We start from the raw sequence: 18,371 nt of genomic DNA, 5'->3' as shown, positions 1-18,371 counted from the left end.
TGCCGGCTCTCATATCCTCCATGGATTTGTCTATTATTATTTAAAGTAGAATAATTGAATCTTTCTTTTCTATTTTTATAATATCTACATCCAATTCATCATCAAACTCTTTAAACTCTCTTGCATCTATATCCGTCATATAGCTCTTTATTACTTTCGCCATATGCATGGAATATGGCATGTGTATATTCTTTTCCAAAAGCATACTTGAATTACAGCACATGTAATGTACCATTTTGGCAATATAGTTCCTTTCAACAGCTTTTACACCTAGAGGTAATATTTCAAGTATATATCGATGCAATGTTTCACTATCATTACACAGATACTCACCAGTGCTATAATACATTCCCTTTTGATCTATATATAAACTCGTACTATCTAATACGTCATCACATTCTATCACACCGTATTTGGGTACATCAAAAGATGTATTTATTCTTACAGCATTTAAGTTTGGAACCTTTAGCACATCTGGAACAATGTCAGGGAAAGTATCTATATCAATTTTTTCATTTTGTAACTCTTTTATCCAATGTTTTCTTACATTCGCATCTATAATGAAGTATACTTGCTCATTTTGCTCTTTTGCAGGTTGTAAAATTTCCGCTAATGTTTCAGAAACAAATTGTTTAAATTGAATGCCCATATCATTTCTTTTTGAAGGCTGCGGTAAAAAGGTGTTATGTTTATCTACATTTAATAATAAACGATCAATCGTTTGCCACTCTATATTCCCATATAATTTATATGAAATTTCTTTTCCTTTTATTTTTGAAAAAATGGGTAAGAAATCAAATTTCGAGATTCGTTCAATTGATAAATTAACATATGTACAAGGTAAATTTATCTTATTCCAACTACGTTTTAAAAATCCTTTTTGTTCTAATAAACTCAAAATACCATTTATAATCGTTTTACGAGACACACTTTGGCCTATAAATAAATTAATAAATGCTGAAATACGGTTTGTTCGTGCAAATCCTTCTCTAACAATTTGCTTTGGATCAATTTTTTCACGTCCATCACAATTTTTCATTGCAATTAACGCCAATGTCGCATCATTACGCTTACCTGCAGTAGCATAAACCGCTTTCATAACATCCTCTACTAAATTCGTTTTATACTTCTGGCAATATTGCATCTTATATGGATTTTGCAATACTTTTTCAATATTACATCTTACTATTTTTAACAACACTGGAGAATCTGCATTTAATATATATGATGACTCACTGATTTGAGCTAACACCATTTCACTTTCAAATAATGCTTGTTCTACTTCCAGCGATATTTTTTCAGACCATATTTCTAGCGTTATAGTCTCTAATCCTTTTGGTGCAATTAAAGGGAATACTTCTTTCCTATTGCCTGTTTCAATCTTTTTACATTCTGGTAGTAATGTGAAATAAGAAAATTTTTGCTGAAACCCTTTAAATAGATACTCTCTTTCTTTTGCTTTTATACCAGATCTTATTTTAGTACCTTGAACTTTATATATTCTCTCATTGTATGGAAGAAGTACCCTAAGATTTGCTCCTAGCATATAATCTTTCGGATATTGAAGAATATGATCTAATTCAACTTCTCCACCTATACGAAAATCATCTTTTAAATTTCTAAATATCTTAATCCATTTGATGCCGTTTGTAGCCTGCTGAACTTTTAGTTTTACAAATCGTAATTTCTTATTATTCAATGCAAATTCTGGAGTAGAAATTAATATCATGCCCCGTTTTCGTCTTAATAGCAAAGGGATGTCTGGATGGTTATATTCTTGATAAAATCTCCGAATTCCTATTGAAACATTTAATAATGGAATGTTCTCTCCTCCGCGCGTTATATATTCGAACCGAAATACATAGGCGAAATAGTCTTGTGTTTTTTCATCTTTAATAGGCTCTGACATCGCCTCACAAATATTTTGTGATCTAAGAGGAGAAAAATATATATCTTCTTCATTTATATTTTCTAATTGTACAGGACGTTCACAAAAAATATGTGAAATTAAAGCGGGCACCCATTTAGAATATACTTCCTTATCATGTAGTACTGTTAAATTAGAAATTAAATCGTAATGCCATTCATATTTTGGCGATCCTATTAATTTATTAGGTTTCCAATCATGAATAATCTCATACCAACTTTGAAAAATATAATCAAGTTGTTCTTTTCTAATAGGTTCTTTACATACAATCCATGGTGTATTTTCATTTAGTACATATGGATTATGCTGAATAAATAATATATCAGAAAACATATCATATAATCTTTCATTTAATCGTTTCAACTTACTCGTTAATAAAAATGTCTTATAATGTATCTCTACAATATCGAGCCATTCAATAGGAAAATATATAAATGATACGCTTTCGTTTAAAAGGGGTTCTATTATATTTTCAAATGTTAACAACTTTAATTTTTCCATAAAATGATTACTTCCTTTCTTCATTTTTCTTGATCTCAAAAAACTAAAGTATCATCACATAATTTAATTATTTAAAAGAGAAGCAAATACTGCTTATCCGACTTATATATTAATGACATGACTCTGATAAAAGTTAAAAGAAATTTTCATACATATCCCTCCTTTTATATAATAAATATAATATATTGAGATTATATAATATCAGTCACGTATTGTATTTGTGATTTACAATAATTTTACAAAAGATTATAAAAGAGGTATTGACCATACATATGTATATCAAATCCTCTTTTCACTATCCTATTACCTTTTTCGCTTCTTTATTCACTGACCACTGCTCTAATGTATAAGTCATTTCCCAAAATGAATATTCATATTGACTGCTAATAATACAATGCTGTTTCACTGCGGTACGTACCATCTTTCTGTACGTTTCTTTTTAATTCTCGTGCAATAGAGGAGTAATGTCGCTTCAGAATGGCACCAATTTCTCTCGTTGAATAACCTAATTTATGAAGTGCTTCTAGTTGTCCACATTCAAACGTAGTAACATGGGAATAGCTCATACTCGTCCTCCGTGTAAGTAAGTGGTGTGGTAACTTCTACTTTACACGAAGCGAGGTGAGTTTTTTTGTTTTTTTAGGTGTCGCACTTAATAATACAATTCGTCAAATTAAAAAAAGACGCATTTAGATTGATGCGCCTTTTTGCGATACTTCTTTTGTTAAATCATATACATAAGTATGATTCATACCTGTAAATAGCAATACCTCTTCTCTTTATCCTATTACGTTTTTCTCTTTTGTACTTATCGGCCACTTTTCTAATGTATAAGCCATTTCCCAAAATGAATATTCATATTGACTGCTAATAATAAAATGCTGCTTCATACGCTTACGGTCTGCCTCTGTTACTTGTTCAGCGATAGTATCTAACCTTGTAATTTGCTCTTCAACTAATGTTCGGAACCAATCAGATCCATAAGCAGAAATCCATTCGTTATAAATCGGCTCTTCTGGCTGGCACTCTTTTAAACGCTCACCAATTTCATAATACAACCAATAGCAAGGTAAAATTGCTGCAATAATATCGCCTAAATGTCCTTCATACGCAGCACGATACATATGTGAAGTGTACGCATATGCAGTTGGAGCAGGGATAAAATTATCTTTTTCTTCTTGTGTTATCCCTAATTTCTTCGCAAAATTCTCATGTAAAGATAATTCCGCTTCATATGTATTTTGAGCATGGTGTGCCATACGAGCTGTCGTTTCTAATTCTAGTGCTTTTGCAGCTCCTAAAGTTTGTACTCTAGCAAAGTGACTTAAATAATACGAATCTTGAAGCACATAATAGCGAAAACTAGCTAAATTTAACGTTCCTTCACCAAGTTTTTTTACAAAAGGATGATGAAAACTAGCTTCCCAAATTGAGTCTACTTCTTTACGTAATGATTGTGAAAAAGTCATGTAAATCCCTCCAATTATGTATGAAATTTAAGTATTTACCCACCATTATTAAATCTGTAAAACAAAAAAACTTTCTTTACAGACGTAAAGAAAGTGAAATTGACAGTATTTATACATGAAACAGCAATGTCTTTCCCACTTCCCTACGCTGGCATTAACCAGATCAGGTACTAAGAGTCTCAAATTCCAATTTGATCTCAGCCTATAATAGGCCCCCCTAGTGGATAAAATATTTAATTTTCGTATTGTATTCATCATAACATACTTCATGTAACTGTCAAAAGTTATTCATGATACCACTACTTAAAATCCTTCGTCTTTTCTTACTCTTAATGAAGTTTCAATAATCATATCTAATAGTTTACTATATTCAATTCCCGCTGCAGCTGCACTTTTTGGTAGTAAACTCGCTTGCGTCATCCCTGGTAATGTATTAATCTCCATTACATATGGAATACCATCCTTCACCATCATATCCACCCTTGCATAAACGCTGCATTTTAATGCTTTATAGCAAGCCAGTGACGCTTTGTTTACACGTTCCTTAAGTTCAGCTGGAAGTTCAATAACTTCTTCAATTGTACTAGTATCATCATATTTCGCATTGTAATCAAAGAACTCAGCCGCATGTCGAATTGAAATGATAGGTAACTGTTTTCCATCAAAAATGGAACATGTAATCTCATCACCTTTAATGTACTTTTCTATTACTACTTCAGAATCCCATTCGAACACAGTTTCCAGCATTGAAATTAATTCGTCTTTATCATAGACAATCTTTACCCCCACACTCGAACCACCAGAGTTTGGTTTTACCACTAATGGAAATCCTAACTTATCTAATTCATCAACATTTAGATCCTCCATTTTTGTAAGTTCAATCCAATCAGGTGTTTCTATTCCTTCATAACGTAGAATCTTTTTCGAAACATTTTTGTCCATACATATACCGCTAGATAACATATTGCTCCCGCTATAAGGAATACCTAAACTTTCAAGCGTTCCTTGAACTGTCCCATCTTCTCCATATTTCCCGTGTAATGCGAGCAGCGCAAAATCAATGTCTTTCGCTTTTTCGATTAAATCCATTTTTTCATTTAACGTAATTGGTACTATTTCATATTTATTTTTATCTAAATGTGCAATCATTTCATTTCCAGTCATAATTGATACTTGTTTTTCAGAGGATACTCCTCCCATAATAACGCCAACTCTCATTTCCTCAACTCCAAATTTCATTTTTTATTGTATCACCAATTATTTTAATTCCCCGAACTATTTCTTCTTCTTTCAAACGTGAAAATCCTAATCGAAACGTGTTCGCTCCTCCTCCATCAGAATAAAACACATCTCCAGGAGAAAAAGTAACCCCTTGCTCATAACACTTTTGCAAAAGTGTGCGGGCATGAATTTTTTCTTCTAACTCTATAAATAAATGAAGTCCACCATCACCGGTCATTCTTTGAAACGGAATGTACTCGTTACACGCCCCAACAGCTAACTCATATTTTTTCTTATAAACAGATCTTGCCTTTTTTAAATATTTTTCAAAATATCCTTCATGTAAATATTGAAAAAGAACAGCTTGATCTAAAGTAGATGTGTGAATAGTTCTTGCTCTTTTCACACTTTCTAAATAATGAATTAGTTCTTTATCTGCAATGATCCAGCCTACACGTAAGCCAGGGAAAAGTACCTTTGAAAAGCTACTAATATAAATCACATTATTACCAGCACCAGCAAAAGTTAATAATGGTGCTAAATGTGAACCTGAATAACGTAACTCTTCATTAAATCCATCTTCTATAATAGGAATCTTATATTTTGAAAATAATCTCATCAGTTCCGTTCTTTTCTCTGAACTCGTCACAATGCCGGTTGGATTATGATAGGAAGGAATTAAATACGCAAAATCAAACTCTTTTTCACGCAAGCTTTTTTCAACTTGATTCGTATCAATACCATCTTCATTCATATCAATACCATGAACTTCAAGGCCATGTAAGCGGAATAGCTTCAGCGCAGCATGGTGAGTTGGATTCTCACAAATAACTCGACCTGATTTCTTTGATAACGAGGATAGAACAATATCTAACCCTTCAGTAAATCCATTTGTAATTAAAATATCTTTGTTCGAAATATCTACACCTTTCATTTCCATATAATGAAGTAGATATTTCATTAACGGTCTATAGCCTTTTGCGTATCCGTAATTTAATACGACATCACCTTCAATGGACATACGAGTAAGAAAAGCTCTTTTGAAATTTTCCACATCAAATAGCTTTTCGTCCGGAGCAATACTGTTAAAAACAATCATTCCTTTTTCCCAACGAACACCATGTTTCATTAAATCTAATTCATCCGCTAATAAAGTAACTGTATTAAGTTTATTTTTCCAATCTATTTCAACAGACGAAGTGTTCGATATATCAACCTTCGCAACAAAATTCCCTTTTCCTTTAACTGCATAAATGAGCCCTTCTTGCTCTAAATCTGCATAAGCAGCGAGTACAGTGTTTCTGCTTACACTAAGTAATTCACTTAGTTCCCTTGTTGAAGGAATTTTTTGATCCCCGAGCAAATGCCCTTTCATAATCATCTTCTTTAAATAATCTTTTAATTGAATATAAACGGGACGATCTTTCACAACTTTAAAATCTTTAAACAATTCCTTACCCCCTGCAATCATTTTTGCATAATTATTTCATTCTTAAAAGGTCCACTACATATGTATTTTTTATAAAGGGCGGTACGGTTTTATAAAGTGAAACTTTAATCAATTAGTAACTTTACTCCCCGTTAATACGTGACAAATCTTTACGATATAAATTAATTATATCTTTTAAAGCTGCTGCTGCGGCTCCGCGTGGATTTGATGCACCACCAATTGTAGTAACTTGGCCCATCGTATCTGTAAAGAACGTAATCCCTTTTTCTGTCCCATTTACATTTGCTAGCGGATGATCTTTATCTATTTTGCACGGTTCAACATTTAAATTTACATTGCCATCCTCATCTTTATATGCTGATGCAATTAATTTAATAAATTTATTTTGTTCCTTAGCATTTCGAATTTGTTGTTTTGTAACATGTTCAATTCCTTTTATATGTATATCTGTAAGCATATGCTCTGTTCCCATTAAACTGTTTGTCAAAAGTAACAATTTACACGCACTATCAGAACCACTTACATCTAATATTGGGTTCGTTTCAGCAATTCCTTTACGTTGCGCTTCTTTCAGTGCTTCTTCAAACGTAATATTTTCCTCATTCATTTTCGTCAGAATATAATTTGTTGTCCCGTTTAATATTCCTTCTATTTTTTCAATATGGCAACCAGCTAAACTAAATTGACCAATATCAAGTGTAGGTAATGCGGCCGCAGTTGCACCACTATATCGAATTCGTACATTCGCAATTTTTGCTGCTTCATTTATTTCTCTCCAGTTTGTAACAAGCGCACCTTTTGAAATTGCTACTATGTCCATTTGTTTTTCAATCGCTTGTTTTATATATTGTTTTCCTGGATTTCCATCTTTAAGGTTTGTAACTGTTGATTCTACCAGCACTGTACCACTTATGTTATCTGTTGCACGTTCCTCCGGATGATATTCTATATACTTCTCAATTGCTGCGCTACTGCTACCATACGTTAATAAGTCCTGAATAGATAACCCATCCTCATTATGTATTGCAACATTTCTACCTAATAAGCCACTTACAACTAACTCTATACCATATGTTTCATATATATATGAACATTTTTCATGTAGTAATTTTATAAACTCTCTTCCTACTGTTCCATATCCTGATAATACAACTTTAATTTTCATAATATCCCCCCATATTTTTCTACCAAAGCCCTCTTTCAATATAATATAAAGCGCCCTCGAATTCCATCGAGAGCGCTTTATTACTATCTATTTCGGTAAACGTGATAACTTTTCAGCAATTGCTCTATAAAACTCTTGAATGCTAGAAAAACCTAACGTGTCCGAAACACTTAATCCTACCATGTCGAAATGGTCCCAATTTGCTTTCGTTTCGATATGATTCCATTTCCCAATCTGTAATGACTCGCTATTATTTACAGTAGCATGAGATGATGGTGCAATCATAGAATTTGTATTTACTACACCATCATTTTGCCACCAAGAAGTATTAATTAATGGACGATTTTCTTCATACCTTGCATAGGAACCTAAGAAAAATGCATTCCCCATTAACACCTTATTCATTGTTATATGAGGCAAATGTAAACCTGTTATAGGTGCTGCTTGTGATGCATGTCCACTATAGGATAAGTAATACACATTTGGTTGCGTCTTTACCCAATTATTTAACTCCTTTGCACCATCTGTACTTAAATCCCATTGACTTATATCTTTTGTATTTTTCCAAATTGAACTATTTAGAATACGATCAGTATATTGTAAAGAGGACTCTCCAGCAGTCTTCTTTAACCCCCATTGATCCAATTTAAAATCATATAGTGATAAATTATCGTTTCCTCCAAAACTTGCAGCTGTAATGAGTAAATCTTTAACGAACGGTAGTAGAAGACTACCATCCGCAAGTGTTGTACCGTTGTGAGGAGTTGCTAATGTTGTAACACTATGAACATATGATTTCTCGCCCTCAAATAGTGGTGATATTTTGGTGTTTGGGTGATTTTTTACATAATTTTTTTCTTCATAACTGCCTTCTTTTAATATCTGTACCAATGTTCTAATTGTTTGTCCACCCATGCTATGTCCAACTAAATGTACTTTATTTGTTTCACTCCAACTCTGCGTGAAACCACTATAAGTTCTTCCAAAACGATTATGTCCATGTTTCTCAGCATGTGCGGCACCGTAGTCTACTGTTCCACCGTTAATTTGGGCATATAATTCACATGCACGATCCCAGTTACTAGAAACTGGCCCAACGGCTGCAGTATGAACTGTATAACCATTGCGTTTCAAATCTTCCTGTATATCATGAACACCACCCCAATATTTAACCCCTAGCATTTCCTCTCTACCCCATCCGGCAAACCCGTTTACTAAAATGATCGGATAATTATTTTGTTGACTCTCTTCAGCGTATATTACTTTCGTGGCGAATGAACATACAGTCATCAATGCAAAAAAACATATTTTTAAAAATAACTTCCCCATACTTCCTCCCCCTAATAAAACGTTTACATTTTTAAATTTACAGCATGCTTTAATAACTTAAACATAATGTAAAGTATTTTATATACGTTGTATATATAGAAAACATATACAAATGTTGATAAATATTTACTTTTTACAATACATCTTGTAAATCTGTTTATTTGAATTTATAATTAAATATAGTTTCCTCATGTTAAAAAGATTTAAAAACCATAAGAAAACTAATCTCATTGCTTCAAAAGGAGGAAAAATCATGCAAATCGGATCAAATATTCATACATTGTCTCAACCTACTAAAATAACTCCATCTAATCTTGAGCATAATACTATCTCTTCTACTAAACTTGAAAGTAAGAAAGTAAATGATCCCATCAAGTTCGATATTCGTTCATCCGAAAAAGAAATGAAACAGCCAGAGCATAAATTTAATGAATTAGATTTATGGAAGATGCTAAAAGATAAAGGTGTTCCTTTATGGATCATCCTTGAAATGCTACAAAAAGTTCGTAAAGAAAAAGAAGCTCAAAATAATTCGACTCAAAATACTAATGCGATTGAGGAAACAAACGAGACTCGATTAAATGAAGTAATGTAATCTTTTTTATATAAATAGTCTATAAACTAAAAAGAGTTCAAGCTTGATAAAGTTTCTATCAAGCTCGAACTCTTTTTTAAGATTTTTCTCCAATCGTTACAAACTGAAAAGATACTTCTCCTTCCAAACCTTTAATTAGCTTTTTTACTTTGACATTTTCATTAATCATTGTATTATCTGTCGACATTTTAGGTTTTTCGTCACCTATAGATTTTTTAAATTGAAGAAGATGCATTTTTGTTTCATTTGCTTTTATTTCCTTATATACGCTATTTTTTGCTACAATCACATACCATTGTGTTGGATAAATACGCTTGTTACCTATCCAAGCGTCACTATTGTATATGACAGGAATCTCTTTCCCTTCTAGTTTAATACTTTTCAAAGTCTTTTCGTCGTCTTGCGCAAACAGTAGCGAACCCTCTTTTGGGAATTTCGGTAACGTATTTACAGGTATATAATTAGAGCCATTGTCTCGTTCACGAAAAACTTTAGCTTTAATCAATGCTTGTGCTGTAGACTCATTTAAAATTAATACCTGTCCGTTTCCAACTTTACCTTTTTTTACAGAAAATACTTCATTTTCTTTCGTAATTTCCTGATAACGATTAATAATTGGTGAAATTTTATTTTCATCTCCAATGATTAATATACCGTTTGCAGGAAATAGATTCTCCTTTTTAGAACATGCACTAAAACTTATTAATAGTAGTATCGTTAACATAAAAATAGTTAGAGTTCTTTTCATCGCGTTTCCTTTCATCATACAGTTGATTTTTCACATACTTTCATATAGTCTTACAAGCTAATAAACTCTATTGTTCCATAACCTTATAAAGCTTTTGCAGGTAACGCCAACGGGTTATAAAGAAATATAAAACTTGTATACAAATAAATGAAATTAAAATTACGATAGAACTATTCATAATAGAAAAATCGAGTAATTGTTGTAATGCCATATAAGCGACTACGGTATGTATCACTGCAATGATAATCGGTAAGAAGAACATTAATAATAACTGTCTCGTTACAACTTTCTTTAGCTCGCGTTTACCTAATCCCATTTTCGAAATCATTTTATATTGCTGTTGATCACGATCCAAATCCGTATATAATCGGAAATAGATAAAACTAGCAGCGAATGTAAAGAAGACGATTCCGACTAAAACACTTGCCATAAGTAATAGTCCATTCGTTTGCTTCGCACTTAACAAATCTAGAGTTAAAGCTCGAAATTGAAAACTACCTTCTTCTTTCGCGAATGTACTAATTAATTCGTTTGAAATTCTCTTCGTTTTTATCCAATCGTCTACAACAAATCCGTAAGTACGATATGGAATATGAATATTATTTGGATCACTAGTAATAGGTATTTCATCATATACTTGATCCTGAACAGCGATATATATTTTTCTAGTATCATGTGGTAAAACTAAATTTTCTACAGCTTTTTCCACTTGAAATGTCTTTGTCCATTCACCTTGAATGACTTCTATACTTTTTTTATAGTCGCCATTTTTAAATTCGTGTTTTTGTGATACGACTCCAGGAATTAATAAAGTTTCACCTTCATTTTCAATTGTTTCTTGTTGATATCCAAGTGCTTTAGCAAGATCGTTATATTCGCTTAACTTCATTACAATTACATTACTTTCTGTGTATATATATGAAGCTGAAGCCATTCGATATGGAATATTAGCATCAGCAAGATGTTTTTTTATAATAGAAAGATTTTTATTTAATGCTTTATTGTTTTCAAAATCCTCATATAAAAATGTATACGGATTTGTCATCCTTACTAAATCTTTACTTCCAATTGCAGCTGTTGTACCAATCGCTGTAAATGCAACTGCTGAAACAATAGAAACTATAAAAAACATTGTTGCATTATCTTTCATACGGTAAATTAATTCAGAAATCGTTAATATATTTGTTCTCTTTAAAAAGAAAGATTCTCTCCTTTTAGCAAGATGTAATATATACACGCTACACTGTGTATATAAAAAGTACGTTCCTATAATTACTAGTAGGACACCCATTCCGAGCGTAGTAAAACTGGAACTTGAAATGAAACGAAATACTAAGAAATATCCATATCCTATACTAATTAAAGAAAGTAGTGATAATAAAATTGAAGATTTCGGTTCAGGTTTTGGTTTTTCCTCTGCTCGAATAAGTTCCACAAGTTCCGTTATTTTTACCATTTTAAATGTAAATAGTGAAACAATGAAAAATAAGAAAAGAAAAGTGATAATTGTTAATAATACAGCCTTCACTGGTGTATAAAAAGGCAAACCATTATTAATCATTAATACACTTGCGCTTATCAATAAGACTAGTTTAGAAAATATGAGTCCAATGAAAATCCCTATACAAATTGAACCAAATCCAATCAACATATTTTCAATTAATAATAATTTCTTAAATTGTCTCATTGACATACCTTGCATCATTAATATGCCAAATTCTTTCTTACGAGTTTTTAAAAATGAACTAACTGAATATAGGATAAAGAAAAATGAAAATACAAAAATCAAACCTTGCGAAATTGTAAATCCCATCGTACCATATGCACTTATTGTTGCACTTGTTGATTTTAATTCCCCTTGTAAATCAGGATGAAATAATAAAAGGGCATATGTAAAGAAAATCATAATAGAAAATGCACTACTTAAAAAATGAGCAGCATATGTACGCTTATTCCGAAAAATATTATTAAATGCGAACTGACGAAAAGTCATGCCTTTTCCCTCCTAACAAAGAAAGGACATCCATAATCTTTTGATAAAAAGTTTGCCGACTTTCACCACGATAAATTTCGTTATACAGTTGACCATCTTTTATGAAGATTACTCGGCTGCAAAAACTAGCTGCATACGGATCATGTGTAACTAACATCATCGTTGCCTTTTCTTCCTTATTAAGCGTATCCAGCATCTCCATTACATCATTTGAAGATTTAGAATCTAAATTCCCGGTCGGTTCATCAGCAAGTAATAATTGCGGCTTATGAACAATTGCACGAGCAATTGCTGTTCTTTGAGCTTGTCCCCCTGAAATTTCAAACGTTCTTTTATTCAAGATATCTGTAATATTTAATTTCTCTGCAATTTCTTCTACTCGTTTGTTCATTTCTTGCACAGAAACACCATCTAATGTCATCGGCAATACGATATTTTCCTTCACTGTAAGCGTACTAAGTAAATTAAATGATTGGAATACAAATCCTAATTGTTTTCTACGGAATAAAGCCAAATCTTCAGATGATAACTGGAAAGGATTCGTACCATTTATTACTATTTCTCCCGATGTTGGAGAGTCAATAGTAGATACCATATTTAATAACGTTGTTTTCCCGCTACCAGATGGCCCCATGATCCCTATAAATTCACCTTCTTGAATTGATAAATCAATATCTACTAATGCTTTAAAAGGTATTTTCCCTTTATATACTTTACTAATATTTTTCGCATGTAAAATTCCCATTTCTATTCTCCCTTCATTTGCACTTCTCATAACAGAGTGTAAATGAATTGTCTTACAGTTCATATTGATTCTTCTTTCATTTATCTTACACGCTTGTAAGATTTCTAAAAAAACTGATAATAACATTATTTACAAATTAAAATTAACGCATAACTATCTTATAATAATTGTATAGTGGTAGGAAATACAATCTCCTATCTTTATTATACGAAAAAGAAAAGACCGATAATGGTCTTTTCCTTCCCGAAGTTATATTTTTAACTTACGCCTTTAATTGAAATGTATTTGATAAATACTCTCTGCATCACTGATCGTAAACTCTTGTAGGTATAGATCTCCACAATCTATTTTAAATAACTTAGTGAATCTATCTTCTTCCATGTTAATCCCCCTTACTTATATTAAAGCTCCTTAATCTGCTTCGTAAGTTCCATAAATCGTTCATCCAGAGCTTTATATTCTTTATCTTTAGAAGTTAAAAAGCTTAATTTCCCTAATACTTCTTGTCTTTCTGTTTCTAATGTTAAACGTAGCTCTTCGATTTCGTCTCTTGTTTTCGTAGGTTCTTCGAGCTGCTTTTGTATTGTATTGTTTACAAACACAAGCTTTGTATTAGTTGTTTTCTCCAGAAAATATCGATCGTGAGAAACGATAACGAGCGTTCCGTTATACTCAGCTAATGTATTTTCAAGCTGTTCACGTGAAGGAAGATCAAGGTGATTCGTAGGTTCATCTAAAATAAGTACATCTTTTTCATCTAAAATATAAGCCATTAGCTTACATTTTACTCGTTCACCCATACTCATATATCGAATCGGCTCTTTCCATTGGGAAGATTCAAACCCTAAATGTTTCATTAAATTTTGGACTTTTCCTCTTTCTTCAAATGTCTCTTTATAAAATAAATCTTCTGGTGTTTTATTAAGTGGTAAATCAAATACTTCTTGTGTTAAATAACCGATGTTTGCTGATGGTGAAATCCATACTTCTCCTTCAGCAGTTTCGTTTCCCATGATCATCTTCAATAAAGTTGTTTTCCCGCTACCATTAGGCCCAATAATCGCAACCTTCTCACCGTGCTGAATGGTAAAATTAACGTTTTCAAATAATGTCCGATTATTAAATTCTTTCCGCAATTGTTTTACTTCTAAGAAACGTTTCCCTACTTTTTTACTCGCTTGAATAGAGAATTCAACTGAATACTCCTCTTTCACACGTTCTACCTTCGTTTTCTCTAGCTCTTTTTCGAGACGTTTTCGTTTCGACTTCACTTGTGCATCCATGCGCTTCGCTTTTACACGATAAAATTCTTTAACTCCTTCTTGTTTTGTAGACTGCGCATGTGCCTTTTGTGACCATGAACTTAGTTCTTTTATATGAGTTTCTACTTGTTCTATCTTTTTTTGTTGTTTTTCATATTCACGTTGCTGCGTCATTCTTTTATGCTCACGTGCTTTCATATAACTTGTATAATTACCGCTATGGTCAATTAATTTCTTATCCTCAATTGACCATATTCTAGTCGCGACAACATCTAAAAAATATCGATCATGTGATACGACGATAACTGTACCTTTCATATGTTTAATTTGCTTAATGAGAAATTCTGTACTCATCTCATCTAAATGATTTGTCGGTTCGTCTAATATTAAGACATTAGGATTTTCAGCAAATCCTTTTGCTAATCGTACTTTCAGCTTTTCACCACCACTTAAAGTATGAAAGTCGTTCGTTGGCACGCCCCATTTCGCAAGCAGTTCTGCTTCTTTTGCAATTATATCCTTACTAACAAAAGATTCTTTTTCTTGTTCAACATATGCTGTTGTCATGTTCATTTGCAGCCATTCAACAGTACCTTTTGAAGGTTCAATCTTCCCATTTATTAATTGAAGTAACGTTGATTTACCGGCACCATTTTTACCAATTAATCCGATAACATCCCCTTGTTTTACTGTCACATTCATTTTCTCTAACAACATATTTTCCTTTATTTCAACATAAACATCATTTAATTTTAATAGTTCTTTCATAATACCGATCCCTTTCATTAAGGGAGAATAAAAAAATCCTCCCAAATAAATTTGGCAGGATTAGTCGTTAAAATATTTATACCCAAATAAGCTATTACGCAAATCAAATAGCAAAACCGTTGTTTGGAATTGGGCAGACTAATCCTATTTTTTATAAATTGAAATTTATTTCATTTCAACATTTAAAAATAAGATTAGTTAATCATCGTCCACCCATCATTCCTTTCCGTCATTAGTAACCATATTGTACCATACTAGTACTGTATGAGTAAATGTAATTATATGTGCTGTTAAAAAGATTGCTTTCTTTTAGATTTATTTATCATTCCTTAACTTCATGTTGAATAAGCACAAATTACATTGATTGTAATACGTCCTTTAGGTTTCCACAGTAATAAATTTTATATAAAAACAAAATCTTATTCGTTATCCAATAACCACTTATTGTTTTTCGATAAATTTTTATTGATTATTCTCTTGTAATAAGCTATTATATCTTTACAGAAAATATTAATGTAAGGATTGAATTTATGGACAGGACATTAGAAATCACAAAGTTAAATATGTTTGTAAGGATTTTTATCCTCCCGATTATAGTAGGGATACTTGTTGGTATACTAACGAAATTGGGGCAAGGTATACTTCCAGGAAATTGGCATTCATTAGCTAACTTAGGAAGCGTTTGGTTAGTTCCATCCTTTTTCGTGGCTAGCTTTAGTTATTCTAAGCGTACAGCTATGCTTTCTGGTATCCTTGCACTACTCGGTATGGTATTAGGCTATTATGGTTATGCAATAGTTATTAAAAATGTAGCTCACTCTATTTATTTTATATCTGTATGGATTGTATGTGCATGTATAGGAGGAACGATCTTTGGAATTGCAGGTTTTCTATGGAAAGATACTACAAATCCACTTCATAAATTCGGAAGCGCACTTTTAAGTGGAGTTTTTGTAACGGACGGACTTCACATTCTATTAAACTTTGAAGATTACAGTCACATGTTACCTGTTGGATATACGGAAGTGATAGTCGGAATTATCTTGATTCTTGTATTAGAACGCTCTAATGCTTATCGTGTGTCTTCTTTCTTAATGATGATTCCTATCACTATTTTAGGATTAATTGGGTATAAATTATTAAGTTTGTTTACTTAATTACAATACTGTATCATGAAAAAACAAAAGACTAATTGTATTATAGTCCACAAAACATATCACGTATTCGAACATTACACTTATACATAGGATAGATCCATGAAGCTATCTCTTTCAAAGGGGTGGCTTTTTTCTTACAAAAATATTTATCAGCTTTTTATTAAATCCTTCAAATTTAACAATCGTATTTATTAGTGTGTCATTATACATACTAATATAACGTTTTATCATTTCATATAACCGCTATAAAAAAAGGCTAAAAAACTTATTTCCAAAGCTCTTTAGCCTAGATCACTTATTTATACATTATAAAATTTAATTCGTACAACCGTACCTTTACCAACTTCTGAATGGATTTCTACACTATGTCCTAATTGCTTCGTAATTTCATATACGAGATATAGCCCCATTCCAGTTGATTCTTTAAAATCTCTACCATTTTCTCCTGTAAAGAAAGGTTTAAACACTCTTGGCAAATCATGCTTCGGTATGCCTACACCATTATCAGCAATTTCAAGTATAACATTATTACCTTCCTTACAAGCTTTCACTTTAATCTTCTCTCGACTACCAGATGAATATTTAATCGCATTTGATAGTATTTGTCCAATTAAAAATTGTAACCATTTCGCATCACTTTCTACTGTAATGTCCTTATCAATTTTAAGCTCTGGATATACAAAATTCCGGATAAAGAAGCGTTTATGTTCATGCACAGAATCATTCACTATTTTATGTAATTGTACTCTTTCCACATAAAAATCTTGTGTAAATGCTTCTAAACGTGCGACATACAGTGCCATCTCTAGCCCCTTTTTCAACCTATCTGTTTCCTCATTTATACTTTCAAAACGCGAATCGACTTCATCCTGTGTAATTAATTCTATTACAGATAAAGGTGTTTTCATTTGATGAATCCACTGATTCATAAAAGTTAAATGATCATTATTTTTTCTTTCTTGTATGTGGAGCTGATTTTGATAATGGCGATATTGTACCTCAAGTAAGTCTTGAAGCGCAGCAGATATAGCTGCAAAATCAGATTTTTGAACCGATTCATCTAAAGATTGCATCGGGTTTGCTAATCGTTCATAGAAAGTACGATGAGTAAAGTAACGAAATACTAAATAGCCTACCATAAAAAAGGCACCTAAAAACATTGCATACAATGCCGTCGCGATATGCTTATGCCCATCAAACCAATATACGAGAAATATGGATAATAGTTGGATGACTGTAAAACAAATAAGAGGTATATGATCACGAATAAACAATCTTATCATTTTTCCATACCAGTATCCCAAGTAATATGCAATCTATATCCAACACTACGAATCGTTTCAATCGCACCCTCAATCTGTAACGTTTTTAACTTTTTTCTCACACGTGTTGTATTTACACTTAATGTATTATCATCAACATAGGATTCGCTATCCCATAATTTATTTAATAGCACTTCTCTACTCACAACACGCGGATAATTTTTCATTAACATTTCTAATAAAATAGCTTCATTTCTCGTTACATCAATTTCTTGATTCTTAAGCTTCAATACAAGCCTTTCAGGATATAAACAAAGACCATGTTGTTCAACCATCCGTTCTTCTATTTTCGGTGCATAATCTCCGTAAGCACGCCTTAAATGACTTCGAATTTTAGCCATTACAACTTCGTAATGGAATGGCTTTGAAATGAAATCATCGCCACCGTTTTCTAGCGCCATAACTTGATCCATCGTACCTTCACGAGCTGAAATAAATAATATCGGACATGTAGAAACTCCGCGAATTTGACGACACCAATAGTAACCATCAAAACTCGGTAAATTAATATCTAATAAAACTAACTCTGGTTGTTCTTCTAAAAAAATATTTAATACATTATGAAAATCCGATACAATAATCCCTTCATACCCATATTTCGCAACATGTGTTGATAATAGTTCTGCAATTTTCATATCGTCTTCTACAATCATAATTTTAACCATGTGTTTACTCCTTTTTCGATCCACAATCTTATATTCAATTATATAAAATAAATA

14 protein-coding genes, 3 pseudogenes and 1 riboswitch are annotated in these 18,371 nt (G+C 32.1%); of the genes and pseudogenes, 2 read left to right on the top strand and 15 right to left on the bottom strand.

Features of this window, described 5'->3' with window-relative positions; translation table 11 throughout:
* Window positions 1-40 precede the first annotated feature (40 nt).
* The 8 genes and pseudogenes from ACTFR9_RS05520 to ACTFR9_RS05485 form a co-directional block, all read right to left on the bottom strand.
* The gene (locus ACTFR9_RS05520; RefSeq protein ID WP_000413141.1) at window positions 41-2,428 is read right to left on the bottom strand and encodes an RNaseH domain-containing protein; all 2,388 of its coding nucleotides are present in this window, start codon (window positions 2,426-2,428) and stop codon (window positions 41-43) included.
* 295 nt (window positions 2,429-2,723) lie between these two features.
* Window positions 2,724-2,843: pseudogene (locus ACTFR9_RS05515) on the bottom strand (TenA family transcriptional regulator); the annotation flags it as partial.
* Window positions 2,824-2,994 (bottom strand): annotated as a pseudogene (locus ACTFR9_RS05510) (helix-turn-helix domain-containing protein); the annotation flags it as partial. The pseudogenes ACTFR9_RS05510 and ACTFR9_RS05515, both read right to left, overlap by 20 nt.
* Before the next feature lie 213 nt (window positions 2,995-3,207).
* Complete coding sequence (gene tenA / locus ACTFR9_RS05505; protein WP_073541699.1) at window positions 3,208-3,897, bottom strand: thiaminase II; 690 nt, start codon at window positions 3,895-3,897, stop codon at window positions 3,208-3,210.
* Window positions 3,898-4,020: 123 nt separating this feature from the next.
* Window positions 4,021-4,126: riboswitch (TPP riboswitch) on the bottom strand.
* Window positions 4,127-4,200: 74 nt separating this feature from the next.
* A complete protein-coding gene (gene ddlB / locus ACTFR9_RS05500) occupies window positions 4,201-5,115 on the bottom strand; it encodes a D-alanine--D-alanine ligase (protein ID WP_001997545.1) in 915 nt (304 codons plus the stop codon).
* Window positions 5,116-5,119: 4 nt separating this feature from the next.
* Window positions 5,120-6,568 (bottom strand): MocR-like pyridoxine biosynthesis transcription factor PdxR, encoded by a 1,449-nt coding sequence (gene pdxR / locus ACTFR9_RS05495; RefSeq protein WP_000471622.1) that lies wholly within the window; start codon window positions 6,566-6,568, stop codon window positions 5,120-5,122.
* 121 nt (window positions 6,569-6,689) lie between these two features.
* Entirely contained in the window at window positions 6,690-7,733 is a 1,044-nt protein-coding gene (locus ACTFR9_RS05490) for a homoserine dehydrogenase (protein WP_229136327.1), read from the bottom strand.
* An 87-nt stretch (window positions 7,734-7,820) separates the two neighbouring features.
* Window positions 7,821-9,062, bottom strand: coding sequence for an esterase/lipase family protein (locus ACTFR9_RS05485; RefSeq protein WP_000517046.1), 1,242 nt, complete (start codon window positions 9,060-9,062; stop codon window positions 7,821-7,823).
* A 253-nt stretch (window positions 9,063-9,315) separates the two neighbouring features.
* Here ACTFR9_RS05485 and ACTFR9_RS05480 point away from each other — a divergent pair, with 253 nt between their 5' ends.
* Complete coding sequence (locus ACTFR9_RS05480) at window positions 9,316-9,657, top strand: DUF3914 domain-containing protein (RefSeq protein ID WP_001165503.1); 342 nt, start codon at window positions 9,316-9,318, stop codon at window positions 9,655-9,657.
* Between the two features lie 76 nt (window positions 9,658-9,733).
* Here ACTFR9_RS05480 and ACTFR9_RS05475 read toward each other — a convergent pair whose 3' ends face one another.
* The 5 genes and pseudogenes from ACTFR9_RS05475 to abc-f all read right to left on the bottom strand — a co-directional run bounded on the left by ACTFR9_RS05475 (window position 9,734) and on the right by abc-f (window position 15,173).
* The gene (locus ACTFR9_RS05475; protein WP_002163634.1) at window positions 9,734-10,405 is read right to left on the bottom strand and encodes a lipoprotein BA_5634 family protein; all 672 of its coding nucleotides are present in this window, start codon (window positions 10,403-10,405) and stop codon (window positions 9,734-9,736) included.
* A 67-nt stretch (window positions 10,406-10,472) separates the two neighbouring features.
* Complete coding sequence (locus tag ACTFR9_RS05470; protein WP_000144167.1) at window positions 10,473-12,398, bottom strand: ABC transporter permease; 1,926 nt, start codon at window positions 12,396-12,398, stop codon at window positions 10,473-10,475.
* On the bottom strand, window positions 12,373-13,143 hold the full coding sequence (locus tag ACTFR9_RS05465; protein WP_000511813.1) for an ABC transporter ATP-binding protein: 771 nt from the start codon (window positions 13,141-13,143) through the stop codon (window positions 12,373-12,375). Before ACTFR9_RS05465 ends, ACTFR9_RS05470 begins: the two co-directional genes overlap by 26 nt.
* A gap of 282 nt (window positions 13,144-13,425) precedes the next feature.
* Window positions 13,426-13,524, bottom strand: a pseudogene (locus tag ACTFR9_RS05460) (acetyltransferase); the annotation flags it as partial.
* Between the two features lie 20 nt (window positions 13,525-13,544).
* Window positions 13,545-15,173, bottom strand: a complete 1,629-nt coding sequence (abc-f, locus tag ACTFR9_RS05455; RefSeq protein ID WP_073536003.1) for a ribosomal protection-like ABC-F family protein — start codon at window positions 15,171-15,173, stop codon at window positions 13,545-13,547.
* A gap of 530 nt (window positions 15,174-15,703) precedes the next feature.
* On the opposite strand from abc-f, the gene ACTFR9_RS05450 reads away from it, so the two are divergent.
* Window positions 15,704-16,330, top strand: coding sequence for a DUF6518 family protein (locus ACTFR9_RS05450; RefSeq protein WP_000376248.1), 627 nt, complete (start codon window positions 15,704-15,706; stop codon window positions 16,328-16,330).
* Window positions 16,331-16,629: 299 nt separating this feature from the next.
* Here the strand turns inward: ACTFR9_RS05450 and ACTFR9_RS05445 are convergent, their stop codons facing one another.
* Window positions 16,630-17,613, bottom strand: a complete 984-nt coding sequence (locus ACTFR9_RS05445; RefSeq protein WP_103141534.1) for a sensor histidine kinase — start codon at window positions 17,611-17,613, stop codon at window positions 16,630-16,632.
* Window positions 17,610-18,317 carry a response regulator transcription factor gene (locus ACTFR9_RS05440; RefSeq protein WP_000238970.1) on the bottom strand — a complete coding sequence of 236 codons (708 nt, stop codon included), beginning with the start codon at window positions 18,315-18,317 and terminating at the stop codon, window positions 17,610-17,612. The genes ACTFR9_RS05445 and ACTFR9_RS05440 overlap by 4 nt, the downstream gene beginning before the upstream one ends.
* Window positions 18,318-18,371: the final 54 nt, after the last annotated feature.

It is taken from the genome of Bacillus cereus group sp. MYBK222-1, assembly GCF_051916425.1.
Lineage (GTDB): Bacteria > Bacillota > Bacilli > Bacillales > Bacillaceae_G > Bacillus_A > Bacillus_A paranthracis.
Note: the sequence above shows the minus strand (reverse complement) of the source record. Positions and strands in the feature narration are given on the sequence as shown.

Excerpts from the sequence above, each read along its gene's own strand:
- ACTFR9_RS05490 (WP_229136327.1), bottom strand. The coding sequence starts at position 7,733 with ATGAAAATTAAAGTTGTATTATCAGGATATGGAACAGTAGGAAGAGAG.
- ddlB (WP_001997545.1), bottom strand. The coding sequence starts at position 5,115 with ATGAGAGTTGGCGTTATTATGGGAGGAGTATCCTCTGAAAAACAAGTA.
- tenA (WP_073541699.1), bottom strand. The coding sequence starts at position 3,897 with ATGACTTTTTCACAATCATTACGTAAAGAAGTAGACTCAATTTGGGAA.
- ACTFR9_RS05450 (WP_000376248.1), top strand. The coding sequence starts at position 15,704 with ATGGACAGGACATTAGAAATCACAAAGTTAAATATGTTTGTAAGGATT.
- ACTFR9_RS05440 (WP_000238970.1), bottom strand. The coding sequence starts at position 18,317 with ATGGTTAAAATTATGATTGTAGAAGACGATATGAAAATTGCAGAACTA.
- ACTFR9_RS05480 (WP_001165503.1), top strand. The coding sequence starts at position 9,316 with ATGCAAATCGGATCAAATATTCATACATTGTCTCAACCTACTAAAATA.
- abc-f (WP_073536003.1), bottom strand. The coding sequence starts at position 15,173 with ATGAAAGAACTATTAAAATTAAATGATGTTTATGTTGAAATAAAGGAA.
- ACTFR9_RS05470 (WP_000144167.1), bottom strand. The coding sequence starts at position 12,398 with ATGACTTTTCGTCAGTTCGCATTTAATAATATTTTTCGGAATAAGCGT.
- ACTFR9_RS05465 (WP_000511813.1), bottom strand. The coding sequence starts at position 13,143 with ATGGGAATTTTACATGCGAAAAATATTAGTAAAGTATATAAAGGGAAA.
- ACTFR9_RS05445 (WP_103141534.1), bottom strand. The coding sequence starts at position 17,613 with ATGATAAGATTGTTTATTCGTGATCATATACCTCTTATTTGTTTTACA.
- ACTFR9_RS05475 (WP_002163634.1), bottom strand. The coding sequence starts at position 10,405 with ATGAAAAGAACTCTAACTATTTTTATGTTAACGATACTACTATTAATA.
- ACTFR9_RS05520 (WP_000413141.1), bottom strand. The coding sequence starts at position 2,428 with ATGGAAAAATTAAAGTTGTTAACATTTGAAAATATAATAGAACCCCTT.
- ACTFR9_RS05485 (WP_000517046.1), bottom strand. The coding sequence starts at position 9,062 with ATGGGGAAGTTATTTTTAAAAATATGTTTTTTTGCATTGATGACTGTA.